The following is a 20559-nucleotide window of genomic DNA, read 5'->3' as shown; positions in this document are numbered from 1 at the left end:
CGGCGGGCCATCAGCCTCTCCTTGTCCTTGACCTTACCCCCATTCTACCTTATCAGACAGGTTTTTGAGACCGCTTCTACCCAGAGACAGACCGAATTTGATGAACCTATGCATACACCTTCCTCCTTTAGTAAAAAGCAAATCGACCAATTCTGTCTTCCTCATATGATACTGCCCCCAGAGAGAAAACAGACCCTCAGCCTCTGAAATACTGACCCCCTATATGCAACGATGTCCCAGGTGTCAACAGCGATGCCTCAGGCTCTCGTTCCCCCCCAGTACTTTCGACAGCTAGCGGCTCCTCAATAACGGGCGTTCCTCCGCTCCCTGCCCTCGTACTACTTCCGTGCAATTGGAAAAGTCCTGGCATATCAAGCGCTTATACGGGGCAAAGTGAGCACCTGGACGAAACTGGCGAGAGACGACGATCTGAGGCCGACCTTGTAACGATCAGAGAAGAGGGGTCATGTTGACTTGAGACGCCAGCCTCGCCTCGTCTCTTGAGTCCCAAGCGATTGCCATACACCCCGAGCAACGGCTTTGCTTGCATCCGCTATCATCTCCAGCTACAAGCGACCGGAGGCATCCCCCCCTCCCCCCCTGCGCGAACGCCCGGCCGGCCTCATCCAGACCGGCTTTGCCGCCTGGCTGCGCCGCTACCGACGCAGCCTGCCCATTCCGCTGGCTCTCCTGGTCCTGATCTTCTTTCCGCCCACCTACCCGCTGGCCAGCCCAGGGCTCGATCTGCTCAGCGACATTGTCGGAACGGCGGTGTGTCTGCTCGGTCAGTGGGTCCGGGCCTGGGCCTGGGGCAGCAATGCCGGGGTCGACAAGTTCGGGGTGCGCGAACGCGGCCCCTACGCCCTGATGCGCCACCCCCTGTACGCCGGCAATTTCCTTATCGTGCTGGGTCTGGTCGTGGTGTATCACAACCCGTGGGTGTATCCGCTCCTCCTGCTGCCCTTTGCCTATCTGTACGACGCTATCACCAAGCTCGAAGAACACCGCCTGCACTGGCGCTTCACCCAGGACTACGAGGGCTATCGGGCGGTCGCCGTGCCCCGCTTTCTCCCAGCCCTGAGCCATCTGCCCCAGGCGCTCGGCACGACGCGGCCGTTTGGCTGGCGGCTGGCGTGGCGCAAAGAGTACGAGTCGGTGTGTGGTTGGCTGGCCGGCATTGTCGGTATCCAGCTGTATGAACGCCGCCACCCGCCTGTGGCTCGGCCTGCTGGTCGTGATCGGCCTGGCCAATGTGGCTCTCAAGACGCTGAAACGCAGAGCCCGGCGCAACAGCAAATGACAATGACCAGCCCATCAAGCGGAGAGCATCCGCAACCCATGGCCGCTCCTGGACACAAACGCCTGATCGTCAACGGCGATGACTTCGGCCTGTCCGAGCAGGTCAACGCGGCCATCCTCCACGCCCATCGGCACGGAATTCTGACCAATGCCAGCCTGATGGTCAGCGCTCGGGCGTGGCGCGGGGCGGTCGAGCTGGCCCGGGCTACACCCAGCCTCCAGATCGGGCTGCACCTGACGCTGGTCCAGGGCCGGGCGGTCCTGGACCAGCGTCACATCCCGCAGCTGACCGACCGCGCCGGACACTTTCTCCACAACCCGATCCGGGCCGGACTGCGCTACTTCTTCTCACCCCGCGCCCGGTCTCAGATCCGAGACGAATGCCGGGCGCAGATCGAACGCTTTCTGGCCACCGGCCTGCCGCTGGCCCACATTGACGGGCACGTCAACATCCATCTCCACCCCGTTGTCTTGCACAGTCTGTTGGAGCTGGTCGAGGAGTATGGCATCCGGGCCATGCGGCTGACCCGGGAAGATCTGGCCTGTAGCCTGGCTCTCGATCCACGCGCCGGGCTGCGTAAACGCCTGGAGTCGGGTGTGTTTACCCGGCTGGCCGGCTACGCGGAACACAGGCTGGCCGCAACCGGTATCGTCTGGCCGGACGCCCTGTTCGGTCTCCACCAGACCGGCACGGTAGACGAGCCCTATCTGCTGAAACTCCTGCCCCGCCTGCAAGCCGGCGTCACCGAACTGTACTGCCACCCGGCCTTTCTACCCTGCCCCGAGGCCCAGCGCTGGACACCGGACTATCGACGCGACGCCGAGTTGGCCGCCCTGACCAGCCAGACCGTTCGGTGCGTGCTTGAAGACCAGCATATTGAACTGATCGGCTACCGGGATCTGTACCAAAAGAGGAAACCTGCCCTCCTCTCCATGAGTTGACACGTTTCCTCTTTCCAGGCTCCGCTGGCCTGAGCGTCGTCCCCTGGTCCGCTACAAGGTCTCGCCGTGTGAGACATCGGGAACCACGTCTTGGGCGTCAAGGAGCACCATGGTGCCGTCCCGACGCACCCGAAAGGTATGCTCGCCCCAGCGGACGGTATTGCCGCCCAGACTCCAGACCCAGATACCGAACGACAAGAGATCGGTGAGCAGGACAAAGCCGAACGTCGCCAGGGTCAGCTTGACGCCCAGAAAATAGCGTCCCAGCAGCGTGGCCGACACACACCGGACGGCCAGGGTCAGGATGGCCAGGACGGCCAGGGGAGTGGCCCAGCCCGACACCAGACCCAGCCCGGCCCAGACCGTGCCGTAGGTCACTGCCATACCCGCATAGCCGACCGGCCGACACAGGCGTTGGGTCCGCGCCCAGCGCAGCTGATGGTGGAACAGCCCGCGCAGGCTGTCCACATCGGGATAGGTTTCGACCACATACGGCAGGATGCGTACCTGATAGCCGGCTCGGGCGGCAAAGTTGCCCAGATAGTAATCGTCGGCCAGATAGTCGGCCAGGGCCACAAAGCCGCCAATCGCCTCGACACACGAGCGCGTCACCGCCATCGTCGCCCCAAAGGCGTAGGCCGTCTTTTCGACCTGGCTGGCCAGCACGACAGACGGCATGAAGGCGGTGTTAATCAGCACCGATTCGAGCAGAGCGGGCAGGGGCTGTCGGGTGGCGCTACGGTACGGACAGGTTACGACCCCGACCTGGGGGCCGCCCAGAGGCGGAATGATACGGTGCAGATAGTCCGGAGCGACCCGCACATCGCTGTCGCTGATCACGAAAATATCGTAGGTGGCCCGCTGTGACAGAGCGTGCAGCGTACTGACCTTGTAGTTGCTGCCGATCACCTCGGGGTTGACGACCAGCCCGATATCACGCTCGGGGAAGTCGCGCTGCAAGCGCCGGACGATCGCAATCGCCGGATCGTGCGGATCGCGCACCCCGAACAGGAGCTGAAACACCGGATACTCGATCCGACAGAAACTGGCCAGATGCTGGTACAAGTCGGGCGTGACACCCTTCAGGGGTTTCAGGATGGAGACCGCCGGACAGGCGGCCGGGCGGACCGGGACCTGCCGAAACAGCCGCCAGGCGGCGTACACGGACAAGAGGTAATACACCAGCGCGATACAGGACAAGGCGGCGAGGAGTGTCGTGACCATGGGGTGGACAGACAAACGGAGGAGCAGCCTCAGCCCCTCCGGCCGAGACGGCCTAGGCGACTGATGAGGTGCTCTTGCCGGTCATCTGACGCCGGGTGCGCATGGTCCGGAAGAAATCCTTGCCCTCTTGCCACATCCGTTTGCGCTCCTCGGAATCGGCGGCCATCTTCTTGACCGCTTTCAGGATGTAGCGGGGACGCAGATAGTACGAGGTGTAGAAGCGCTCGACCGTCGAGAAGATCTCCTCGCTCGACAGGTGGGGATAGTTGATTACGCATTTCTGGTAGCCTGTCTCGTCCACCATGTCTTCCGGCTTGATCAGGCCGTGCTCGACGGCGTGGTCGTAGAAGGCGGTCCCGGGATACGGCGAGGCCAGCGACACCTGTATGGTCTCGGGGTTCATTTCCCGCGCAAAACGCATGGTCTCACGCATGGTGTCGCGTGTTTCGCCGGGCAGACCCAGGATAAACGTGCCGTGAATCAGAATGCCGAGCGTGTGACAGTCTTTGGTAAACCGCCGCGCGGTTTCGAGCGCCACGCCTTTTCTGATGTTTTTCAGAATCTGGGCGTTGCCGGACTCATAGCCGATCACAAACAGGCGCAGACCGCCGTCCTTCATGATCTTGAGCGTTTCGTAGTCAACATTGGCCCGCGAGTTGGTCGACCAGCACAGACCCAGCGGCTTGAGGCGCCGGGCGATCTCCCGGGCTCGCTTGGGATCGGCCGTAAAGGTGTCATCGTCAAAGAAAATCTCTTTCATGCCCGGAAACAGACGGGTCATCTCCTGGACTTCGGCGATCACATTGTCGACCGAGCGGGTCCGGTACGAGTGGCCGGTGGTGACTTGGGGCCACAGACAGAAGGTACACCGCGCCGGGCAGCCGCGGCCGGTGTACAGGGACACATACGGGTACTGACAGTAGGGGCTGTTGTATTTCCGGAAGTCCAGATCGCGGGCATAGATGGAGGTGACAAAGGGCAGGCGGTCCAACTCCTCGTCGGTCATCGGCGTCCGGTCGAGATTGTGCACAATCTGCCCATTCTTGCGATAGCTGATACCTCGGACCTGCCCCCAGTCCAGGCCCTCGGCGACTTCTTTCATCGACCAGTCAAACTCTTTGCGGGCGGCAATATCAATGGCCGTAGAGGCCTGCAGGGTCTGCTCGGGCATGGCCGTCGGGTGGCCGCCGACAAAGGCGATAATCGCCCCCGGGTTACGGTCCTTGATCATCTCTGCGGTTTGTACGTCCATCTTGAACGAGGGCGTACTGGTATGCAGCACAACGAAGTCATAGGTCTGGGCAATATCGACGCTCTGGGCTTGATTGAGCCCTTCGGGCGGCGCATCAAGCACCCGGCTGTCCTGAATCATGCCGGCCGGGTAACACAGCCAGGTTGGATACCAGAAGGACCACACTTCCCGCGTTGCCTGATAGCGAGACCCCGCCCCACCGTCGAAGTTGTCGTAGGCCGGGGGGTTTAAGAACAACGTGCGCATTCCCTTCTCCTCAGCTGTGCTCACCGCCTCTCGGCATCTGGTCTGGAATCATCGTTGCCAAGGCGTCTAACTGTGTTTGTCTCCGGGTCGCCCCTACATACCAAAGAACGCACAGCCGGCATAGGGGGAGCGCCTAGGGCAGCGTCTCGGGCAGCGCCGGGGCGTGCTCCTCAGCTCGCCAGGTGTAGCCGGCGCGGGTCAGAAAGAGCAGGCCGATTCCGTTATAGACCGCCTCCCGCGCCCGTTTCAGGACCATCAGGGTCAGTCCGGCCCCGATATCGATTCCGAGTAGACGACTCAAGAAGACCCCGGCGGTCTCTCTGACGCCCAGCGCGCCGGGAATCACCAGGGCGGCGGCAGTCAGGGGTTGGACCATCGACTCGATGATCAGCGCCTCGATCAGACCGACCGGTATGCCGAGCAGGGCAAAGATGACCCAGATTTCTATCGCGCCCAGCAGCCAGCCCAGCAGGTGGTACAGGGTCGAAACCAGAAAGGCGCGCGGATTGCTGTCGTACAGCTGGAGCAGCAGGACATCAATACGCCGCGCCCCGGCTTGCCAGCGCTGCGGGGCGGACCAGCGCGGAAACCAGCGTCCCAGGCTGCGGACCAGCTTTTCCATCAGGCCGCGCCGCTGCCAATGGATCAGGCTCAGGACAAAGCCGCAGGCCAGGGCCATGAGCAGACCCATCACCCACCAGCTGTGCAGCCCCCAGCCAAGCCGAAACAGAAAAAACGGCAGGCCGAGAAGAATAAAAATGATCTGAGAGACGGTCAGGGCGGTTTTGGCGGCCACCACCGAGGCCATGCCCACCTCGGGACGAATGCCGCGCCGGCGGAGCAGGTAGACCTTGAAGGCTTCACCGCCGATGGAGGCGGTCGGGGTGAGATTATTGATCGACTCGCCGGCCAGCCGGCTCAGCGAGAAATACCACAGCGGGACGGGTCGGGCCGCACTGTCTCGGGGAATCAGCCGCGACCAGCCCTTGGCATCACACACCGCGATAGCGGCGTAGGGCAGGAGCACGAGGGGGGCGAACCAGCCCAGTCGAGCCAGGTGCGCGGCAACATCGGACAGCCCGACCGTCCATACCAGAACGCCGAGCAGTCCCAGGCCAAGCGCGGCGAACAGCAGCTGCACGCCGCGTCGTTTTCTCGTGGTGATGGCCATGCAGGAGTTCAGTCGGACTCGGGCGAGGAGGAATCCCCGGGCTCCAAGCCCGCCAATTCCCGGACCACCGTAATCAGGGCGCCCCAGTCCAGCTCGCCGCGTCCGCGGGCGTGGGCGGCCAGCAGGTTGTGGTGGGCCACATCGGCGAGCGGCAGAGGAGACTCGGCTTGATCGGCCAGGCGACGCATCAGATCAACGTCTTTGATGCCCAGACGCAGGGCAAAACCGGGCGGCGAAAACTCATTGTGGGCCATCCGTGTGCCATAGCCCTGAAACAGAGGGACCGGCAGGAGCGCTTTGATGAGCGCCAGAACCGTCTCAGATTTGAGCCCCGACTTTTCGGCCAGGGTCAGGGCTTCGCTCAGGGTCTCGATGGCCGCCACAACAAAGAAATTGCCGACCAGCTTCAGACAGCTGGCCAAATGCGGCTCGGTCCCGACCACAATCACCCCTTGGCCCAGGCTTTCAAACACGGGCCGGCACCGCTCAATGGCCTCCGGTGGACCGGCCGGACAGATCCACAGCTTGGCCGCAGCCGCAGCCTCGGGCCGACCGAAAACGGGCGCGGCCACAAAATGCGCCCCCTTGGTCCGGTACTGGCGGTCAAGCTCTTTGCTGACATCGGGCGATACCGTGCTCATATCAACATGGATCTGGCCCGGCCTCAGACCGGCCAGCACGCCGCTGTCGCCGAAAGCAATCGCCCGCAGCGCGGTGTCATCGGCCACTATGCTGAGCACGATATCGTGCTGCTCGGCCACGACCTGCGGCGTGGCCGCCCGTGTGGCGCCCTGGGCGCACAAGCCGTCAGCCCGAGCGGCCGTGCGGTTGAAGACCGACAGGTAATAGCCGGCCTCGAGCAGGTTGTGGGCCATGGGCAGACCCATACGGCCCAGGCCGATGAAACCGACGGAAGCGTGCATAGGCTTACTGCAGGGCGGTTGGCTCACTCAGGGTGAACTCGGCGACGTCCGCGTCAAACCGCTCTCCCCCGGTGGTCACCATTTGGTAGGTCCCGCGCATCGAGCCAAAGGGCGTCGGCAGCGGACAGCCCGAGGTGTACTCAAACGACTGGCCGGGACTGAGGACGGGCTGCTCGCCGACCACTCCCGGACCTTTGACTTCTTCGACGTGGCCGGTGGCATCGGTGATAATCCAGTGGCGGGTGAGCAGCTGGGCGGTTTCGCTGCCCTCATTTGAAATCCGGACCGTGTACAGGAAGAACCAGCGGTTCAGCTGCGGCATGGACCGGCTGGGATCGTACTGAGTCGTCACCCGGACCCGAATGCCTTTTGTTACTGCTTCAGAGCTTGCCACGGCTCACCTCTCTGCTCAAACACACTCCCGCGATTCATAGCAGCTTCCCGGCTCGGCTGGGAGAGGGGGCGGCTCAGGTCTGGAGCTGGGCCGCAATGGCCTGAGCCAGCCGGTCTCCGTCCTCAGGGTTCAAGGAGCCGGCCGGCCAGTCAATACCGAGGCCGGCGCCGTCAGAGAATTTGGGAATGATATGAAAATGCACGTGCCCAACGGCTTGGTGGGCGGCAACGCCGTTGTTCTGGAGAACATTGAAATCCTGCGCCCCGGTCGCCTGCAGCACCGCCCGACTCAGCCGCGGCAAGACCCGCCCCAGGGCGGCGGCCGAGTCGTCCGACAGCTGGTCGAGCGTTTCGGCCGGTTCTTTGGGGATGACCAGGGTATGACCCGTGCTGAGCGGACCGATATCCAGGAAAGCCAGGACCTTGTCGTCCTCGTACACCCGATGACAGGGGATCTCTCCGGCGATGATCCGCGCGAAAATCGTATCAGGCATGGAGCAAACCTATCCCAAGCCCTCAGGGCAGGCCAGCCCCGGGCGTGTCAACCCGGACGGCTTCCACCCGGCCGATGGATTTTCCCTGGGCCAAGTCTTCGAGCGTCGTCTCGGCCGTCAGCAGGAACAGCGTCTGGCGCTGCGGCCCGCCCAGCGCGCAGGCCACGGCCCGCTTGCCCGGCACCGGGATACGATCAGTGATCGTGCCGCCGTCTTCGACCCGGACAAACTCGCCCGACTCAAACGAGCTGACCCACACCCCGCCCCGGGCGTCGAGGCAGATCCCGTCGGGCGTTTCTTCGTCGAACTGGGCGAAGACCCGCCGCTCGGACAGGCCGCCGTCGGCGGCGATTGAAAAGGCGGTCAGACGCCGGCCAAACGTTTCGGCCACGATCAGGGTTTTGCCGTCGGGACTGATGACCGTGCCGTTGGGAAACTCCAGCCCGTCAGCCACCTCACGGACCTGGCCGTCGGGCGTGACCAGCAACAGGCTGGCCGGTCTGGGCTCTTCGCCGCCAAACAAGTTGTAGCCGAAATGGCCGATATAGGCCCGGCCGTGGGTGTCCACGACCATGTCGTTGGGACTGCCGACGGCCAGGCCGCTCAGGTCGGCCACAGTGGTCAGCCCAGTCCGGTCGAGGCGCAGCAGCTGGCCATTCTGCATGGAGACAATCAACAGACGCCCGTCGGGGAGAAACCCCAGCCCCGAGGGCCGTTCGGCCACCTCAGCGACCACGTCCGTATTGCCGGACAGATCGACCGTCCTGACCTGGCCGGCGAACATGTCCGAAAACCACAGCTTGCCGTCGTACCAGCGCGGCCCTTCCAGAAAGATCAGGCCGTCGAGCAGGATTTCGGGTGGTGTCATCGCATCGCTCCTGTGCTCAGCGCCCCCGAAAAACCGGCTGGCGCTTTTCCATGAACGCGGCCACGCCCTCTTTGTGATCCTCGGTCTGGCCGCAGCGCAAATGCGTCTCGGCCTCGCGGTCCAGCATGGTCCGAAAATCGACCGTGGTCGAGGCGTTGATATTGGCCTTCATATAGCGGTAGCTGACCAGCGGGCCGGCGGCGATACGCTCGGCAATCGCCAGAGCTTCTTCCATCAGCCTGTCATGCGGGAACACCCGGTTCACCAGGCCGAGGTCGTGGGCCTCCTGAGCCGAGATCATATCCGGCAGAAAGAACAGCTCCTTGGCCTTGGCCTGGCCGACCAGATTGGTCAGCTGCCAGGTCGTGCCGTAATCTCCCCCGTAGCCGACCCGGGCATAGGCCGTGCCGAACCGCGCCTGCTCAGACGCCAGACGCAGGTCGCACGACAGGGCCAGGCCCAGCCCGGCCCCGGCCGTCGGCCCATTCACCACCGCGATGACCACTTTGGGATAGGTATGCAGCAGCCAGGGCAGGCCGTGCGCCTGGCGCAGCTGGTCAATCTTGTCTTCCAGGGTCGAGCTGACTCCGCCGATCTCGGTGCCTTTGTGCATGGCCGAGACATCCCCACCGGCGCAGAAGCCCCGACCGGCCCCGGTCAGCACCACCGCTCCCACGTCCGGGTCATTCTTCCATTCCTGGAGGGTCGCCACCCCGATGTCACCCATGTGGCGGGTCAGGGCGTTCAGTTTGTCCGGGCGGTTCAGGGTCAGCAGGCCAACCCGATTTTGTACGCTCACCTCAAGATCTGCCATTGCCGTGGTCTCCTTTCCGGTGCAATGCTTGCACTCTAACCTGTTTTGCGCATAAAGGAAAAGTGCATAGACAACACAAAGGAGGCGAGGATGACTGCTGTTGATTCCCACCGTATTTCGACCGTGGACGAACTTCGGACCATTATCGGCACACCCAGCGACCTGGTCCCCCACAAGCTGTGGACGGCGCTGGACGAAACCTGCGCTGATTTTATTCAGCGCTCGCCCTTTCTCCTGCTGGCCACCTCGGACGCCGAGGGTAATATGGACGTGTCGCCCAAGGGTGACGGCCCCGGCTTTGTGACCGTCGAAGACGAAACCACGCTGCTCATCCCGGACCGCAGCGGCAACAAGCTGATCTTTGGCCTGCAAAATATCCTGGCCAACCCCCACATCGGGCTGATTTTTCTCATCCCCGGCACCGGCGAAACCCTGCGGGTCAACGGCACGGCCGAGCTGACCAGCGACCCCGCCATTCTGGATCGCCTGTCGGCCCGGGGCAAACCGGCCGTGGTCGCCATCCGGGTCCGCATCAAGGAAGTCTTCTACCACTGTGCCAAGGCGTTTCTGCGCGCCCAGCTGTGGAAGTCCGACACCTGGCCGGAAAAGAAAAAGATCTCGTTCGGCAAAATCCTGGCCGGCAAAATGGGCGCAGACGACAAGATGGCCGAGCAGATCGACCAGTTTGTGGAGCAGGATTACAAGACGAATCTGTAGGCGTCCGCCTGTGTGACGCCGCACCCAAAGTCCGATGCTGAGCCACTTCTTTGCCTATCTGTCGCGCATGAAATTCATCCGGCGCTGGGGGCTGATGCACAGCACCTACCCGGAGAATATCCAGGAGCACAGCTCCCAGGTGGCGATGGTGGCCCACGCCCTGGCCATTATTCGCAAGCGGGTGTTTGCCGGGCAGGTCAACCCCGACCGGGTGGCGGCCCTGGCCCTGTATCACGACGCCGGCGAGGTGCTGACTGGCGACCTGCCGACCCCGGTCAAATACTTCAACCCCGACATCAAGACCGCCTATAAGGCCATTGAACAGACCGCCAATACCAAGCTGCTGAGCCTGATTCCGGCCGAGCTACGGGCCGACTATCGGGCCTTTTTTCAGCCCCAGGCAGCGGATGCGGCCTGTCTCGAACTGGTCAAGGCGGCCGACAAACTGTGCGCCTATCTGAAATGCGTCCAGGAGGTTAGCGTCGGCAACACCGAGTTCAGCCAGGCCGAGAAGACGCTCAGAGCCACCCTGGAAGACATGCGGCTTCCCGAAGTCGGCTATTTCCTCGACACCTTTGTGCCAAGCTTCAGGCTGACCCTCGACGAACTCAACTAAGCTCGTCGAGCAGAATATCCTGCGCGCTGTAGCGGTCCTGGAACTCGACCAGGGCAGCCTCAAAGGCGGGATCGGGCTCGGCGCTCGGGATGGTGTCCGGTCCCGCCTGGGTGGCGTGCGCGATCCGCTCCCGCCACCCGGCGCGCAGTTCGTCGTCCTGGGGCAGGCTGATGGTATAGTGGGTCGCGCAGTCGGCGCTCAGGAAGATGGCGGCCAGCCGCTCCTGGCGGGGCAATTTGTCGAGCAGCGCGACATCCTCGGCCCGGCGCGGATTCAGGAAGAACACCCCGGCCCGCGCCTCGCCAAAACTCGGCGACAGCTGGTAGGCGATGGCCGACAGCCACACGCCCCGACTGCTCTGCCAGGTACACAGCGACACGGCCAGCGGCAGGCCCGATTCCACGAACCATTCCAGTTCCTCGACCCGCACGACGAGGGCCAGCTCGTCGGTTCCGTCGCGGTCAATAAAGCGGGCCGAATACAGCGGCTCGTCCCGCAGCAGCAGCCAGCTGTCGCGGCCAATCACAACGCCCGTCTTTTCCATTGGCGGTCCTTCCTCTATCCTTTTTGAGCGCCCCAATCATACACCCGGACACGAAGGAGTGCAGCATATGGCCAATGCGGAAATCGTTGCCATCGGATCAGAACTCTTGTTGGGTCAGATCGTGGACACCAACTCGGCCTGGATCGCCCAACGGCTGACCGATATCGGGGTGAATCTTTTTTACAAGACGATTGTGGGCGACAACCCCGGTCGAATGAAAGAGGTCCTCAGCCGGGCCCTGGACCGTTCCGATATTGTCATTACCAGCGGTGGCCTGGGGCCGACCCAGGATGACCTGACCCGCGAGGTGGTGGCCGAAGTCGCCGGCCGCAGGCTGGTCCGCGACCCGCGGCTGCTGGAACAGATCGATCAGCGCTTTCGCAGCCGGGGCTTTATCATGACGCCCAACAACGAGCGCCAGGCCGACATTCCCGAGGGCGCCACCCCGGTTGAAAACCCAAACGGCACCGCCCCATCCTTTATTGTTGAGGACCCGCGAGGGAGTATCTTCGTCCTGCCCGGCGTGCCGTTTGAACTCAAGTGGCTGTTCGACAACGAGGTTGAGCCCTATCTGCGGCGCAGCTTTGCCCTGTCCGAGACGATTACCTACCGCGTCCTCAAGGTCGCCGAGTTGGGCGAAAGCCGGGTGGATGACGAAATCGGCCATCTGATCGCCAACTCACACAACCCGACGGTCGGCGTGCTGGCCCATCCGGGCCAAGTCGACGTGCGGATTGCGGCCAAGGCGGCCAACAGAGACGCGGCCAATGCCCTGATTGCTCCGCTCGAAGCCGAAATCAGACACAGGCTGGGCAAACACGTTTTTGCCGTAGACGACGAAACCCTGGAGCAGGTCGTCGGCCGACTCCTGCGCGAAAAAGGCATGACCATCTCGGTGTGCGAAGACCTGGGCGGCCTGCTGGCCGAGCGGCTGCACCAGGCCGACCCCGAGCGGTGTGTCGAGAGCCTGGGTGCCAGCGGCCGGCCAGCGTTGCAACGGCTCTTAGGGGACACATCCGACGAAGCCGTCTGGAACGATCCTGAGCGGTTGAGCCAGGCGCTCGCCCACGCCGTCCGGGCACGTACCGGGAGTGATCTCGGCCTGGCCGTCCACTCCCTGCCCGACCCGACCGACATGTCTGAAAACCTGGCCCGGGGTCAGACCTTCCTGGCCGTGAGTGACGGCAGCCATGTCAGAACCCGCAGCTACAATATGGCCGGCCGCGGCAGACCGGACCGGACCCGGATGAGCTTTAACGCCCTGGCCCTGGTGCGTCTGGCCCTGTTGGAGGGCGTAGGGGAATAGAGCCGACCGCTGCCAGAAGATTGGCCAGCTTGCGGGCCGGACTGCGACCGGGCTGCTGCATCCAGCGCGCGGCAACACCGTCCGGTCCTCCCGCAGCAGCGAGCCCGGCCCGGCCCAGCTCGTAGCGCAGCTCGCCAACAGCCCAGGCAATCTCCTGGGCTGCCCGGCGTGAGACCAGCCTGCCGTCAGCCTGCACATGCCGGCGATGCTCGGCAATGGCCGCCTCCAGCCGATCAAGATTCAGATTGCTCAGCGCGCTGACGGCCACCAGCGGGGGCGACCAGCCGCCTTCGTCCGAGCCCGACTCAGCAAGAGGAAACGTGTCAACAGATGCCTGGGAGGACGACACGTGTCCTCTTGTCGCCAGGGCGGCCCGGACCTCGGCCATGGCTTTGTCGGCCAGGGCTGCGTCGTCGGCCTTATTGACGGCCAGGATATCCGGGATTTCCATTACTCCGGCTTTGATGAACTGGAGTAAGTCGCCGGAGAAGGGCTGGACGACCAGCACCACACTATCGGCGATATTGGCGATATCGGTCTCGCTTTGGCCGACGCCGACCGTTTCGACCAGCACCATGTCACAGATGTGGCGCAGCAAAAAAACGGCCAGAAACGCCTCTCGGCTCAAGCCGCCCAGCCGGTCGCGGGCGGCAAAGCTGCGGGCGTACACCGTAGCCGCAGGGGGAAGCTGCATCCGGCTGCGGTCGCCCAGCAGCGCCCCGCCGGAAACCTTGCTCGACGGGTCAACCGCCACAACGCCGAGCCGATGCTCGGCTTGAACGGCACGCGCAATCAAACGCGCAATCAAACGCGCGATCAGTGAGCTTTTGCCCACCCCGGGCGGGCCGGTGATGCCCACGACCTGGGCCGCAGCCGGCAGGCCGGCGAGGTCGTCGAGTACGGCCAGGGCGTGTTCCTGACGCTCGGCGCGGCGGTCTTCGAGCAGATTGAGGGCGGCCGCTATGGCTTTCCGGTCAAAACGCAGCAGGGCGTGGAGGTCGATAGGCTGGACGCCGGAAGTAGGCATGGTCTATGGATATGGAACCGCTCAGCGCTCCGCCCCTGCGGCCACATCAACCATATCCGACACAATCTGGACCATCTCGAAGTCCTTGGGCGTGTAGACACGCGCTACGCCGGCCCGACGCAGCGACTCGGCGTCATCCTCAGGAATAATCCCGCCCACCACCACCGGCAGCGTGTCGAGCCCTTCGGCCTTCAGGCCGTCCAGGATTTCCGGTACCAGACGCAGATGCGAGCCGGACAGGATGCTCAGGCCAATGACGTGTACGCCCTCATCCCGGGCGCTGGCCACGATCTGGTCCGGGGTCAGTCGAATCCCTTCGTACACGACTTCCATGCCCGCATCCCGACACCACACCGCGACCTGCTCGGCGCCATTGGAATGGCCGTCCAGGCCGGGTTTGCCGACCAGCACCCTGAGCGGCCGGCCCAGCACTTCGGCCGCCGCATGGACGCGCGCACGTACGGCCGCCAGCTGATCGGTCTCCGTTCGCCGACCAACGGCCGGAGCCCCGCCCAGGCCAGTCGGGGCCCGGAAGGCACCGAAGATCTGCCGCAGCGTTTCCGACCACTCGCCAGTCGTGACTCCGGCGTGGGCGCAGCGGACCGAGGCCGGCATGATGTTCGTCCCGCCACGCGCGGCCTCGGCCAACCCGGCCAGCGCCGCCTCAACCTCGGCCGGATTGCGGGCCGCCCGAAACGTATTCAGACGCTCGATCTGATCGCGCTCGGCCGCCTCGTCAACCTTGAGGATGGCCGACGACTCGCCGTTGTACAGCGGCGAGGGCGCGGTCTCGGTAAAGGCATTCACGCCGACGACAAGCTGCTCCTTGGTGTTGATCCGCCGCACCCGCTCGGTATGGCTGGCCACCAGCTGCTCCTTAACAGAGTCCAGGGCCGCGATGACCCCACCCATGTCCAGCACCCGCTCCAGCTCCTGGCGGGCTGCGGTCTTCACGGCTGTGGTCTTGGCCTCAATGACCTTACTGCCCTCAAAGATGTCTCCGTACTCGAGCAGATCGGTCTCAAAGGCCAGGATCTGCTGAATCCGCAGACTCCACTGCTGATCCCACGGCCGGGGCAGACCCAGCGCCTCGTTCCAGGTCGGGAGCTGCATGGCCCGGCAGCGGGCGTCTTTGCTGAGGGTAACGCCCAGCGCCTCCAGGACAATCCGGGGCACATTGTTTTCGGGCTGAGCCTCGGTCAGCCCCAGGGAATTGACCTGCACGCCGTACCGAAAACGGCGCAGTTTCGGCTCCGTCACCCCATAGCGATCACAGGCCAGCTCGTCCCACAGCTGTCCGAAGGCGCGCAGCTTGCACACCTCCTCGATAAAGCGAACGCTGGCGTTGACAAAGAAACTCATCCGACCGACCGCCACAGCCAGTTGCTCGGCGTTGAGCCCACCGGCATCGCGCAGCGTATCGAGAATGGCAATCGCCGTCGCCAGGGCATACGCCACCTCCTGGACCGGCGTCGCGCCGGCTTCCTGCAGGTGGTAGGAGCACACGTTGACCGGGTTCCACTTGGGGACATGGGTCACGGTATAGGCGATGACATCGCTGATCAGCCGCAGGCTGGGCTGAGGCGGAAAAATATACGTCCCGCGCGACAGGTACTCTTTGACAATATCGTTCTGGGTTGTGCCCTGGAGGGCGGTCTGAGCCACGCCACGCCGCTCGGCCAGGGCGATATACAGGGCCAGCAGCCAGGCGGCCGTGGCGTTAATCGTCATCGAGGTATTCATCTGGTCGAGCGGGATCTCGTCGAACAGCGTCTGCATATCGTCCAGATGGCAGATCGGCACGCCGACTTTCCCGACCTCGCCCCGGGCCAGACTGTGGTCGCTGTCATAGCCGGTTTGGGTCGGCAGGTCGAAGGCGACCGACAGGCCGGTCTGGCCCTTGCTCAGGTTCAGACGGTACAGCGCATTGCTGGCCTCGGCCGTGGAATGGCCGGAGTAGGTGCGCATGACCCAGGGGTTGTCTCGTTGCATGGCGCCTATCCTTACGAAGGGAAACGATGAGTTCTTCCTGACGAGGTGGTCGTCAGCGTTGGCCTTTCTAGCGCGACACCAGCTGGAGCAGCACGCCGTGGGTGTGTCGGGGGCTGATCATGGCTATCTCGCCGGCCGTGCCGCGGATCACATTGGCCTTGATGCCGGCCTCAGCCAGGGTCTGGACCGCCCCGTCGAGATGATCGACATCCAACGACAGCAGGTACAGGCCCTCGCCCTTTTTGTCGATGAACTGACTGATCGGGCTGGTGTCTCCCAGCGGGGTGACGATTTCTATTTTGGCGTCGCCGATCGGCAGAAACGTATTGCGCAGCCCCAGGGCCGGCACGTCCCGGGCGGCTTCCCGCTCCAGCCCGAAGTTGTGCTGGTAGGTCGCCACCGCCGGCTCCAGGTCCTTGACCGCGATGACGACATGATCGAGCCGTTTGGCGCTGAAGCGCCGGTCGCGGCCCTGGCTCAGCAGGGACGCGTGCTCGGCATGATCGACCGGCTGGGCGTACTCGACCAGCACGCTGCAACACGCCTGGGGATGCAGAAAAGCGATGATCCCGGCCAGGCCGTTGCGCGGCTGCTGGTCAATCAGCCGGATGCCCTTATCCTTGGCGTCTTGCAGCTCGGTGTCGATATTGTCGGTCTCAAAACACACGTGGTGCAGCCCGCCGCCCTTGTTATCCAGGAACCTGGCCACCCCGGAATCCGGGCTGATCGGCTCAAGCAGCTCGATTTCGCTCTCGCCAACGGGCAGCAGGGCGGCTTTGACGCCCTGGTCTTCGACCGTCGCCATTTTGCCCAGCGGCAGGCCCAGGATGTCACGATAAAACGCGTAGGCGTCTTCGAGATTGCGAACGACAATGCCGACGTGGTGAATTTTTGACAGCATAACGCTTCCTCCACGGGGGGGCGGCCAGGGACGCCGACAGGAGGGCACCCACTGGGGGGTGCCCCTACATGACCCGTCTCATCTGCTCCAGAATATCGTAGCCGGTAATGGCCTTGCTCTTGGCCGCCTGTTCGGCCAGATAGGACTGCTCGACCGTGCCGGCCTGGGCAGCCTTGGCCAGATCCATCAGGGCGATTTTGACCGTCGCCTCGTCGATCATCTCGCCCGTCTGAGGGTCGGGCATCGAACCGCCGCCTTTCTCGTGGTACAGGTCGAGGACGCGGATGGCGTAGCCGACCTGTTCCTCGGTCGGCGTAAAGCAGGCGTTGGCAATGGCGGCCTGCTGGGGGTGAATGACCCAGGTCCCGTCCATGCCGATGTTGGCCGAACCCACGTTCTTGTCGCGCAGGCCGGTTTCGATCTCGGCGACCTTCTCGGGCGGGTCGTCTCTGCGCCACAGCGGCAGATAGACATTGTCGATGGCGTGCAGCCCGGCCGCCTTGGCGGCAACGACAACCGCCTGCTTCGAGTAGTGAAAGTTGACGTTCTGATCCTTGACGATTTCCCGAATGCCCAGCGTGGCGGCAAAGTCGGCAATGCCGAAGACCAGCCCGGCCATCCGGTCCGATGCACTGCCAATCTCATACGCATTGATCACGGCCTGGGGGATTTCGATCAGGGCTTCAATCTGAATCCGGCTCTTCCAGCCGGCCTGTTTCTCCAGATTATCCAACAGCTTGGATACGTATTTGATATCGTCCGCGCCGTGGACTTTGGGCAGGATAATGCCGTGGAACCCGTCCACCGCGCCCTGCACGATGGCTTCCAGGTCGCCCAGGAAGAACTCCGAGCGGATATTATTGGGCCGCACGGTCACGACTTTTTTGCCGAAATCCAGACTGGTCAGCGCCTCCACCACACACGCCCGGCTCTGCGGACCCTTGAACTCGTAGGGGCAGGCGTCCTCGAAGTCCATCATCACATGATCAACCGGCGATTTGACCGGATCGGCCGCGTTCTGGTGGAGCTTCATACTGTGACCGGGATAGGTCATCTCGGTCCGGGGGATCACAAAACGCTGGCCGTCATCGAGCACAAACATGCATGCCTCCTTGGATGTCAATGAGAGTCGGGGGTCTTGTTTAGCAGATTCGGGCCGACTGCCCAACTGCCCTAGCCCGGATTTGGAGCGGATGGTATGGCTGGACCCGAGTAGTTCCATCCCAAGGAGACCCGTATGAGCGATGTACTGCGGCAGACCCAGACCATTGTAGACGCCCTGCAGCAAGTCCGTGACGAAGCCCTCCACCACGGCCGGAGCCTGACCGCCAACGGCAAGGCGATTGACGAACACCAGGTCCACGCCGAGCGGCTGGCCTATCTGGCGACCGAGGTCGAGGCTGCCCGCGCCCTGCTGAGCTATGCCACGGCTGCCACTCAGGCCGGTGACACCGGAATCGACGACAAGGCGCTCGGTTTTGCCGCCGAGGTCGGCCACAAGCTGCTGGCCACGGCCGATGTGCATCTGGCCGACTTCGGGTTTTCCGAGGCATTTGTGGCCGACACGCTGGGCAGGAGCGAGGTCAAGGCGGCCATCCGGTCCGGGGCAAACGAGGAGCGCTTTCGGTACATCGGCCGGGCCGAGCTGGCCGGCCAAGGCGTCAACAACTCGTGGCTGGAGAGCGATATCGGGCTGATGACGCGCGATTCGGTGCGCCAATTCGCCAAGACCGAGGTGGCGCCGATTGCCGAGGCCGTGCACCGCAACGACGATCTCATTCCCGAGCACATCATCACCAGCATGGCCGAACTCGGCTATTTCGGCATGTCGGTACCCGAAGAGTACGGCGGTGGCGACATGGGCAACCTGGCCATGATTCTTACCACCGAAGAGCTGTCGGCCGCCTCGCTGGGCGTGGCCGGCAGCCTGATTACGCGCCCCGAAATCCTGATCAAGGCCCTGCTGCGGGGCGGCACTCCAGCCCAAAAGCAGAAGTGGCTGCCGTCGGTCGCGTCCGGCCAGCTGATGGTCGCCATTTCGGTCACCGAGCCCGACACTGGCTCGGACGTGGCCTCGGTAGCCTGCCGGGCCGAGCCGGCCAGCGTCGGCGGCACGACCGGCTATGTGCTGAACGGGGCCAAAGCCTGGTGTACCTTTGCCGGTCGGGCCAATATCATCGCCCTGCTGGCCCGCACCAACCCCGACCTCAGTTCCGGGGCGCGGGGTCTGTCGCTGTTTATTGTGGAGAAGGACGCCTTTCCCGGCCATGCGTTCGAGATGACCCAGCCCACGGGTGGCGTGCTGCAGGGCGATGCGATCCCGACCCTGGGCTACCGGGGCATGCACTCGTATGTGTTGAACTGCGACAAGTATTTCGTGCCGGCCGAGAACCTGGTCGGCGAGGAAGCCGGCCTCAACAGAGGCTTTTATCTGCAAATGGCCGGCTTTGCCGCCGGGCGCCTCCAGACCGGCGGACGGGCAACCGGCCTCGCCCAGGCTGCCCTGGAGGTCAGCGCCGGCTATGCCAGCGAGCGCAAGCAGTTCGGCGCCGCGCTGGGCGACTTTCAGCTCACCCAGTATAAGCTGGGCCGCATGGCCAGCCATCTGGCCGCCGCCCGCCAGCTGACGTATGCCGCAGCTCCGGCCATGGACAAAGACGAGTCGGCCACCCTGACTGCGGCCATGGCCAAATTGTTGGCGTGTGACGTGGCGGTGTGGGTCAGCCAGGAGGGCCAGCTGATGCACGGCGGCTGGGGCTATGGCGAGGAGTACGCCATCTCGCGCTATGTGGTCGATGCCCTGGTGCTGCCGATCTTCGAGGGCGTCAAGCCGGTGCTGGAACTGAAGGTCATCGCCAGAACCCTGCTGGCCTAGGCCGTCAGCTTGACTTTCCCATCCGCCCGGCCTTGCATGCCTCCATGGGCCGATGTTTCCTCCGCTGGGTCATGCTTCTGCTCCTCTTCCCCAGCCCGTACAGGTGCCGCTCGCCACGGAGTGTTGAGGATAGGGGACGCCCGGAGTCTCCGCCACTTCACCCAGGCTACCGCTCGGGCTTGTGGCGTCGTGGAACGTTACGGGTCACGGACTTCCCGGCTATGCCACACGCGAATAATCACAGGCGTATTGTCACCCTCCAGCATACAGCGCAGGACATAGGCACTCGACGCGAACGGAATGAAAAGCTCTCGCCGCTGGGTGCGGTCCGGCATTGGGCGGCCTAGGCGCGGCGCAGTCAGCAGCAGGTCGGCTCCGTCAAGAATCGTCTGGGCAGCACGGGCGGCCGCCGACGGACTTCTCTCCCGGAGAAACGCAAACAGGCGCTCCAGGTCGTCCAGCGCTTCCGGCAGCCACTTCAGCTCGGCCATTTGGCAGTCTTGCCCTGAGCCGCATCACGCAACCACTTGGCTACGGCCTTATGAGGAACGGCCTCACCGGTGAGCTGATAGGTCTCCCATCTGGCCATATCCTCCTGCTTTTCCTGTTCATATCGCTCCTCGCGGTCGAGATACTCCAGAATGGCTGTGCGCATGAGCCAGTGCGGGGATCGCGCGCGCCGCTCGCCGAGCCGTTTGAGACGTAGGCGGGTGTGTTCGTCGAGTTTGACGCCTTGTGTGACTGCCATAGCTGTTCCCCTTCCGGCAAACAGTACAATCTCTTGCAACTTTTTATAACCAAAGCAAAGTATCCCTTACCGCTCAAAGCGCTTGACAGGGAGAGGAAGGTTTCTAGCTTGGATAACTTATTGAAAAAGGCTAGAGCGGTTCACCATTATCTGTAGCCACAATGCTGGAAGTAATGATGGCATTCGCGGGGAGAGAAGCCCGTCAAG

The 20559-nt window shown here is 63.5% G+C and carries 20 protein-coding genes; 5 read left to right on the top strand and 15 right to left on the bottom strand.

Annotated features, from left to right (window positions below; all coding sequences use genetic code 11):
• Positions 1-540 precede the first annotated feature (540 nt).
• Positions 541-2241, top strand: coding sequence for a hopanoid biosynthesis-associated protein HpnK (gene hpnK / locus J4F42_13905; GenBank protein MCE2486605.1), 1701 nt, complete (start codon positions 541-543; stop codon positions 2239-2241).
• Between the two features lie 51 nt (positions 2242-2292).
• Here the strand turns inward: hpnK and hpnI are convergent, their stop codons facing one another.
• The 8 genes from hpnI to J4F42_13865 form a co-directional block, all read right to left on the bottom strand.
• A complete protein-coding gene (gene hpnI / locus J4F42_13900) occupies positions 2293-3480 on the bottom strand; it encodes a bacteriohopanetetrol glucosamine biosynthesis glycosyltransferase HpnI (protein MCE2486604.1) in 1188 nt (395 codons plus the stop codon).
• Positions 3481-3517: 37 nt separating this feature from the next.
• Positions 3518-4963, bottom strand: coding sequence for a hopanoid biosynthesis associated radical SAM protein HpnJ (hpnJ, locus tag J4F42_13895; protein ID MCE2486603.1), 1446 nt, complete (start codon positions 4961-4963; stop codon positions 3518-3520).
• A 133-nt stretch (positions 4964-5096) separates the two neighbouring features.
• Complete coding sequence (locus J4F42_13890; protein ID MCE2486602.1) at positions 5097-6134, bottom strand: flippase-like domain-containing protein; 1038 nt, start codon at positions 6132-6134, stop codon at positions 5097-5099.
• A gap of 8 nt (positions 6135-6142) precedes the next feature.
• Entirely contained in the window at positions 6143-7057 is a 915-nt protein-coding gene (locus tag J4F42_13885) for an NAD(P)-dependent oxidoreductase (protein ID MCE2486601.1), read from the bottom strand.
• Positions 7058-7061: 4 nt separating this feature from the next.
• On the bottom strand, positions 7062-7421 hold the full coding sequence (gene apaG, locus J4F42_13880) for a Co2+/Mg2+ efflux protein ApaG (protein MCE2486600.1): 360 nt from the start codon (positions 7419-7421) through the stop codon (positions 7062-7064).
• A gap of 103 nt (positions 7422-7524) precedes the next feature.
• A complete protein-coding gene (locus tag J4F42_13875; GenBank protein MCE2486599.1) occupies positions 7525-7944 on the bottom strand; it encodes an HIT family protein in 420 nt (139 codons plus the stop codon).
• Positions 7945-7966: 22 nt separating this feature from the next.
• Complete coding sequence (locus J4F42_13870) at positions 7967-8812, bottom strand: SMP-30/gluconolactonase/LRE family protein (GenBank protein ID MCE2486598.1); 846 nt, start codon at positions 8810-8812, stop codon at positions 7967-7969.
• A 16-nt stretch (positions 8813-8828) separates the two neighbouring features.
• Positions 8829-9626 carry an enoyl-CoA hydratase gene (locus J4F42_13865; protein ID MCE2486597.1) on the bottom strand — a complete coding sequence of 266 codons (798 nt, stop codon included), beginning with the start codon at positions 9624-9626 and terminating at the stop codon, positions 8829-8831.
• Between the two features lie 90 nt (positions 9627-9716).
• Here J4F42_13865 and J4F42_13860 point away from each other — a divergent pair, with 90 nt between their 5' ends.
• Positions 9717-10343, top strand: a complete 627-nt coding sequence (locus J4F42_13860) for a pyridoxamine 5'-phosphate oxidase family protein (GenBank protein MCE2486596.1) — start codon at positions 9717-9719, stop codon at positions 10341-10343.
• A 34-nt stretch (positions 10344-10377) separates the two neighbouring features.
• Positions 10378-10959: a 5'-deoxynucleotidase gene (yfbR, locus tag J4F42_13855; GenBank protein MCE2486595.1), complete on the top strand. Its 582-nt coding sequence runs from the start codon at positions 10378-10380 to the stop codon at positions 10957-10959.
• Here yfbR and J4F42_13850 read toward each other — a convergent pair.
• On the bottom strand, positions 10952-11503 hold the full coding sequence (locus tag J4F42_13850; GenBank protein ID MCE2486594.1) for a hypothetical protein: 552 nt from the start codon (positions 11501-11503) through the stop codon (positions 10952-10954). The genes yfbR and J4F42_13850 overlap by 8 nt on opposite strands.
• Before the next feature lie 67 nt (positions 11504-11570).
• Here J4F42_13850 and J4F42_13845 point away from each other — a divergent pair, with 67 nt between their 5' ends.
• Entirely contained in the window at positions 11571-12809 is a 1239-nt protein-coding gene (locus J4F42_13845; GenBank protein ID MCE2486593.1) for a CinA family nicotinamide mononucleotide deamidase-related protein, read from the top strand.
• Here the strand turns inward: J4F42_13845 and J4F42_13840 are convergent.
• From J4F42_13840 to J4F42_13825, 4 genes are all read right to left on the bottom strand, one after another.
• Positions 12757-13836, bottom strand: a complete 1080-nt coding sequence (locus J4F42_13840) for a hypothetical protein (protein MCE2486592.1) — start codon at positions 13834-13836, stop codon at positions 12757-12759. The genes J4F42_13845 and J4F42_13840 overlap by 53 nt on opposite strands.
• Positions 13837-13857: 21 nt before the next feature.
• Positions 13858-15828, bottom strand: a complete 1971-nt coding sequence (locus tag J4F42_13835; GenBank protein MCE2486591.1) for a protein meaA — start codon at positions 15826-15828, stop codon at positions 13858-13860.
• 67 nt (positions 15829-15895) lie between these two features.
• Positions 15896-16729 carry a methylmalonyl-CoA epimerase gene (gene mce / locus J4F42_13830; GenBank protein MCE2486590.1) on the bottom strand — a complete coding sequence of 278 codons (834 nt, stop codon included), beginning with the start codon at positions 16727-16729 and terminating at the stop codon, positions 15896-15898.
• A gap of 64 nt (positions 16730-16793) precedes the next feature.
• Entirely contained in the window at positions 16794-17831 is a 1038-nt protein-coding gene (locus J4F42_13825; protein ID MCE2486589.1) for a CoA ester lyase, read from the bottom strand.
• A 135-nt stretch (positions 17832-17966) separates the two neighbouring features.
• Between J4F42_13825 and J4F42_13820 the strand changes: the two genes are divergently transcribed.
• Positions 17967-19604: an acyl-CoA dehydrogenase gene (locus J4F42_13820; GenBank protein MCE2486588.1), complete on the top strand. Its 1638-nt coding sequence runs from the start codon at positions 17967-17969 to the stop codon at positions 19602-19604.
• Positions 19605-19801: 197 nt separating this feature from the next.
• Here the strand turns inward: J4F42_13820 and J4F42_13815 are convergent, their stop codons facing one another.
• Positions 19802-20095, bottom strand: a complete 294-nt coding sequence (locus J4F42_13815; protein ID MCE2486587.1) for a type II toxin-antitoxin system RelE/ParE family toxin — start codon at positions 20093-20095, stop codon at positions 19802-19804.
• A complete protein-coding gene (locus tag J4F42_13810; GenBank protein MCE2486586.1) occupies positions 20083-20352 on the bottom strand; it encodes a hypothetical protein in 270 nt (89 codons plus the stop codon). Before J4F42_13810 ends, J4F42_13815 begins: the two co-directional genes overlap by 13 nt.
• Positions 20353-20559 lie beyond the last annotated feature (207 nt).

It is taken from the genome of Desulfurellaceae bacterium, assembly GCA_021296095.1.
In the GTDB taxonomy this organism is placed as follows: Bacteria; Desulfobacterota; Binatia; order Bin18; family Bin18; genus JAAXHF01.
Note: the sequence above shows the minus strand (reverse complement) of the source record. Positions and strands in the feature narration are given on the sequence as shown.

Coding starts and splice junctions, on each gene's coding strand:
- J4F42_13825 (MCE2486589.1), bottom strand. CDS start 17,831: ATGTTTGTGCTCGATGACGGCCAGCGTTTTGTGATCCCCCGGACCGAG.
- J4F42_13835 (MCE2486591.1), bottom strand. CDS start 15,828: ATGCAACGAGACAACCCCTGGGTCATGCGCACCTACTCCGGCCATTCC.
- J4F42_13890 (MCE2486602.1), bottom strand. CDS start 6,134: ATGGCCATCACCACGAGAAAACGACGCGGCGTGCAGCTGCTGTTCGCC.
- hpnJ (MCE2486603.1), bottom strand. CDS start 4,963: ATGCGCACGTTGTTCTTAAACCCCCCGGCCTACGACAACTTCGACGGT.
- J4F42_13885 (MCE2486601.1), bottom strand. CDS start 7,057: ATGCACGCTTCCGTCGGTTTCATCGGCCTGGGCCGTATGGGTCTGCCC.
- J4F42_13840 (MCE2486592.1), bottom strand. CDS start 13,836: ATGCCTACTTCCGGCGTCCAGCCTATCGACCTCCACGCCCTGCTGCGT.
- J4F42_13865 (MCE2486597.1), bottom strand. CDS start 9,626: ATGGCAGATCTTGAGGTGAGCGTACAAAATCGGGTTGGCCTGCTGACC.
- J4F42_13870 (MCE2486598.1), bottom strand. CDS start 8,812: ATGACACCACCCGAAATCCTGCTCGACGGCCTGATCTTTCTGGAAGGG.
- J4F42_13845 (MCE2486593.1), top strand. CDS start 11,571: ATGGCCAATGCGGAAATCGTTGCCATCGGATCAGAACTCTTGTTGGGT.
- mce (MCE2486590.1), bottom strand. CDS start 16,729: ATGCTGTCAAAAATTCACCACGTCGGCATTGTCGTTCGCAATCTCGAA.
- J4F42_13815 (MCE2486587.1), bottom strand. CDS start 20,095: ATGGCCGAGCTGAAGTGGCTGCCGGAAGCGCTGGACGACCTGGAGCGC.
- yfbR (MCE2486595.1), top strand. CDS start 10,378: ATGCTGAGCCACTTCTTTGCCTATCTGTCGCGCATGAAATTCATCCGG.
- J4F42_13860 (MCE2486596.1), top strand. CDS start 9,717: ATGACTGCTGTTGATTCCCACCGTATTTCGACCGTGGACGAACTTCGG.
- J4F42_13875 (MCE2486599.1), bottom strand. CDS start 7,944: ATGCCTGATACGATTTTCGCGCGGATCATCGCCGGAGAGATCCCCTGT.
- J4F42_13850 (MCE2486594.1), bottom strand. CDS start 11,503: ATGGAAAAGACGGGCGTTGTGATTGGCCGCGACAGCTGGCTGCTGCTG.
- J4F42_13810 (MCE2486586.1), bottom strand. CDS start 20,352: ATGGCAGTCACACAAGGCGTCAAACTCGACGAACACACCCGCCTACGT.
- J4F42_13820 (MCE2486588.1), top strand. CDS start 17,967: ATGAGCGATGTACTGCGGCAGACCCAGACCATTGTAGACGCCCTGCAG.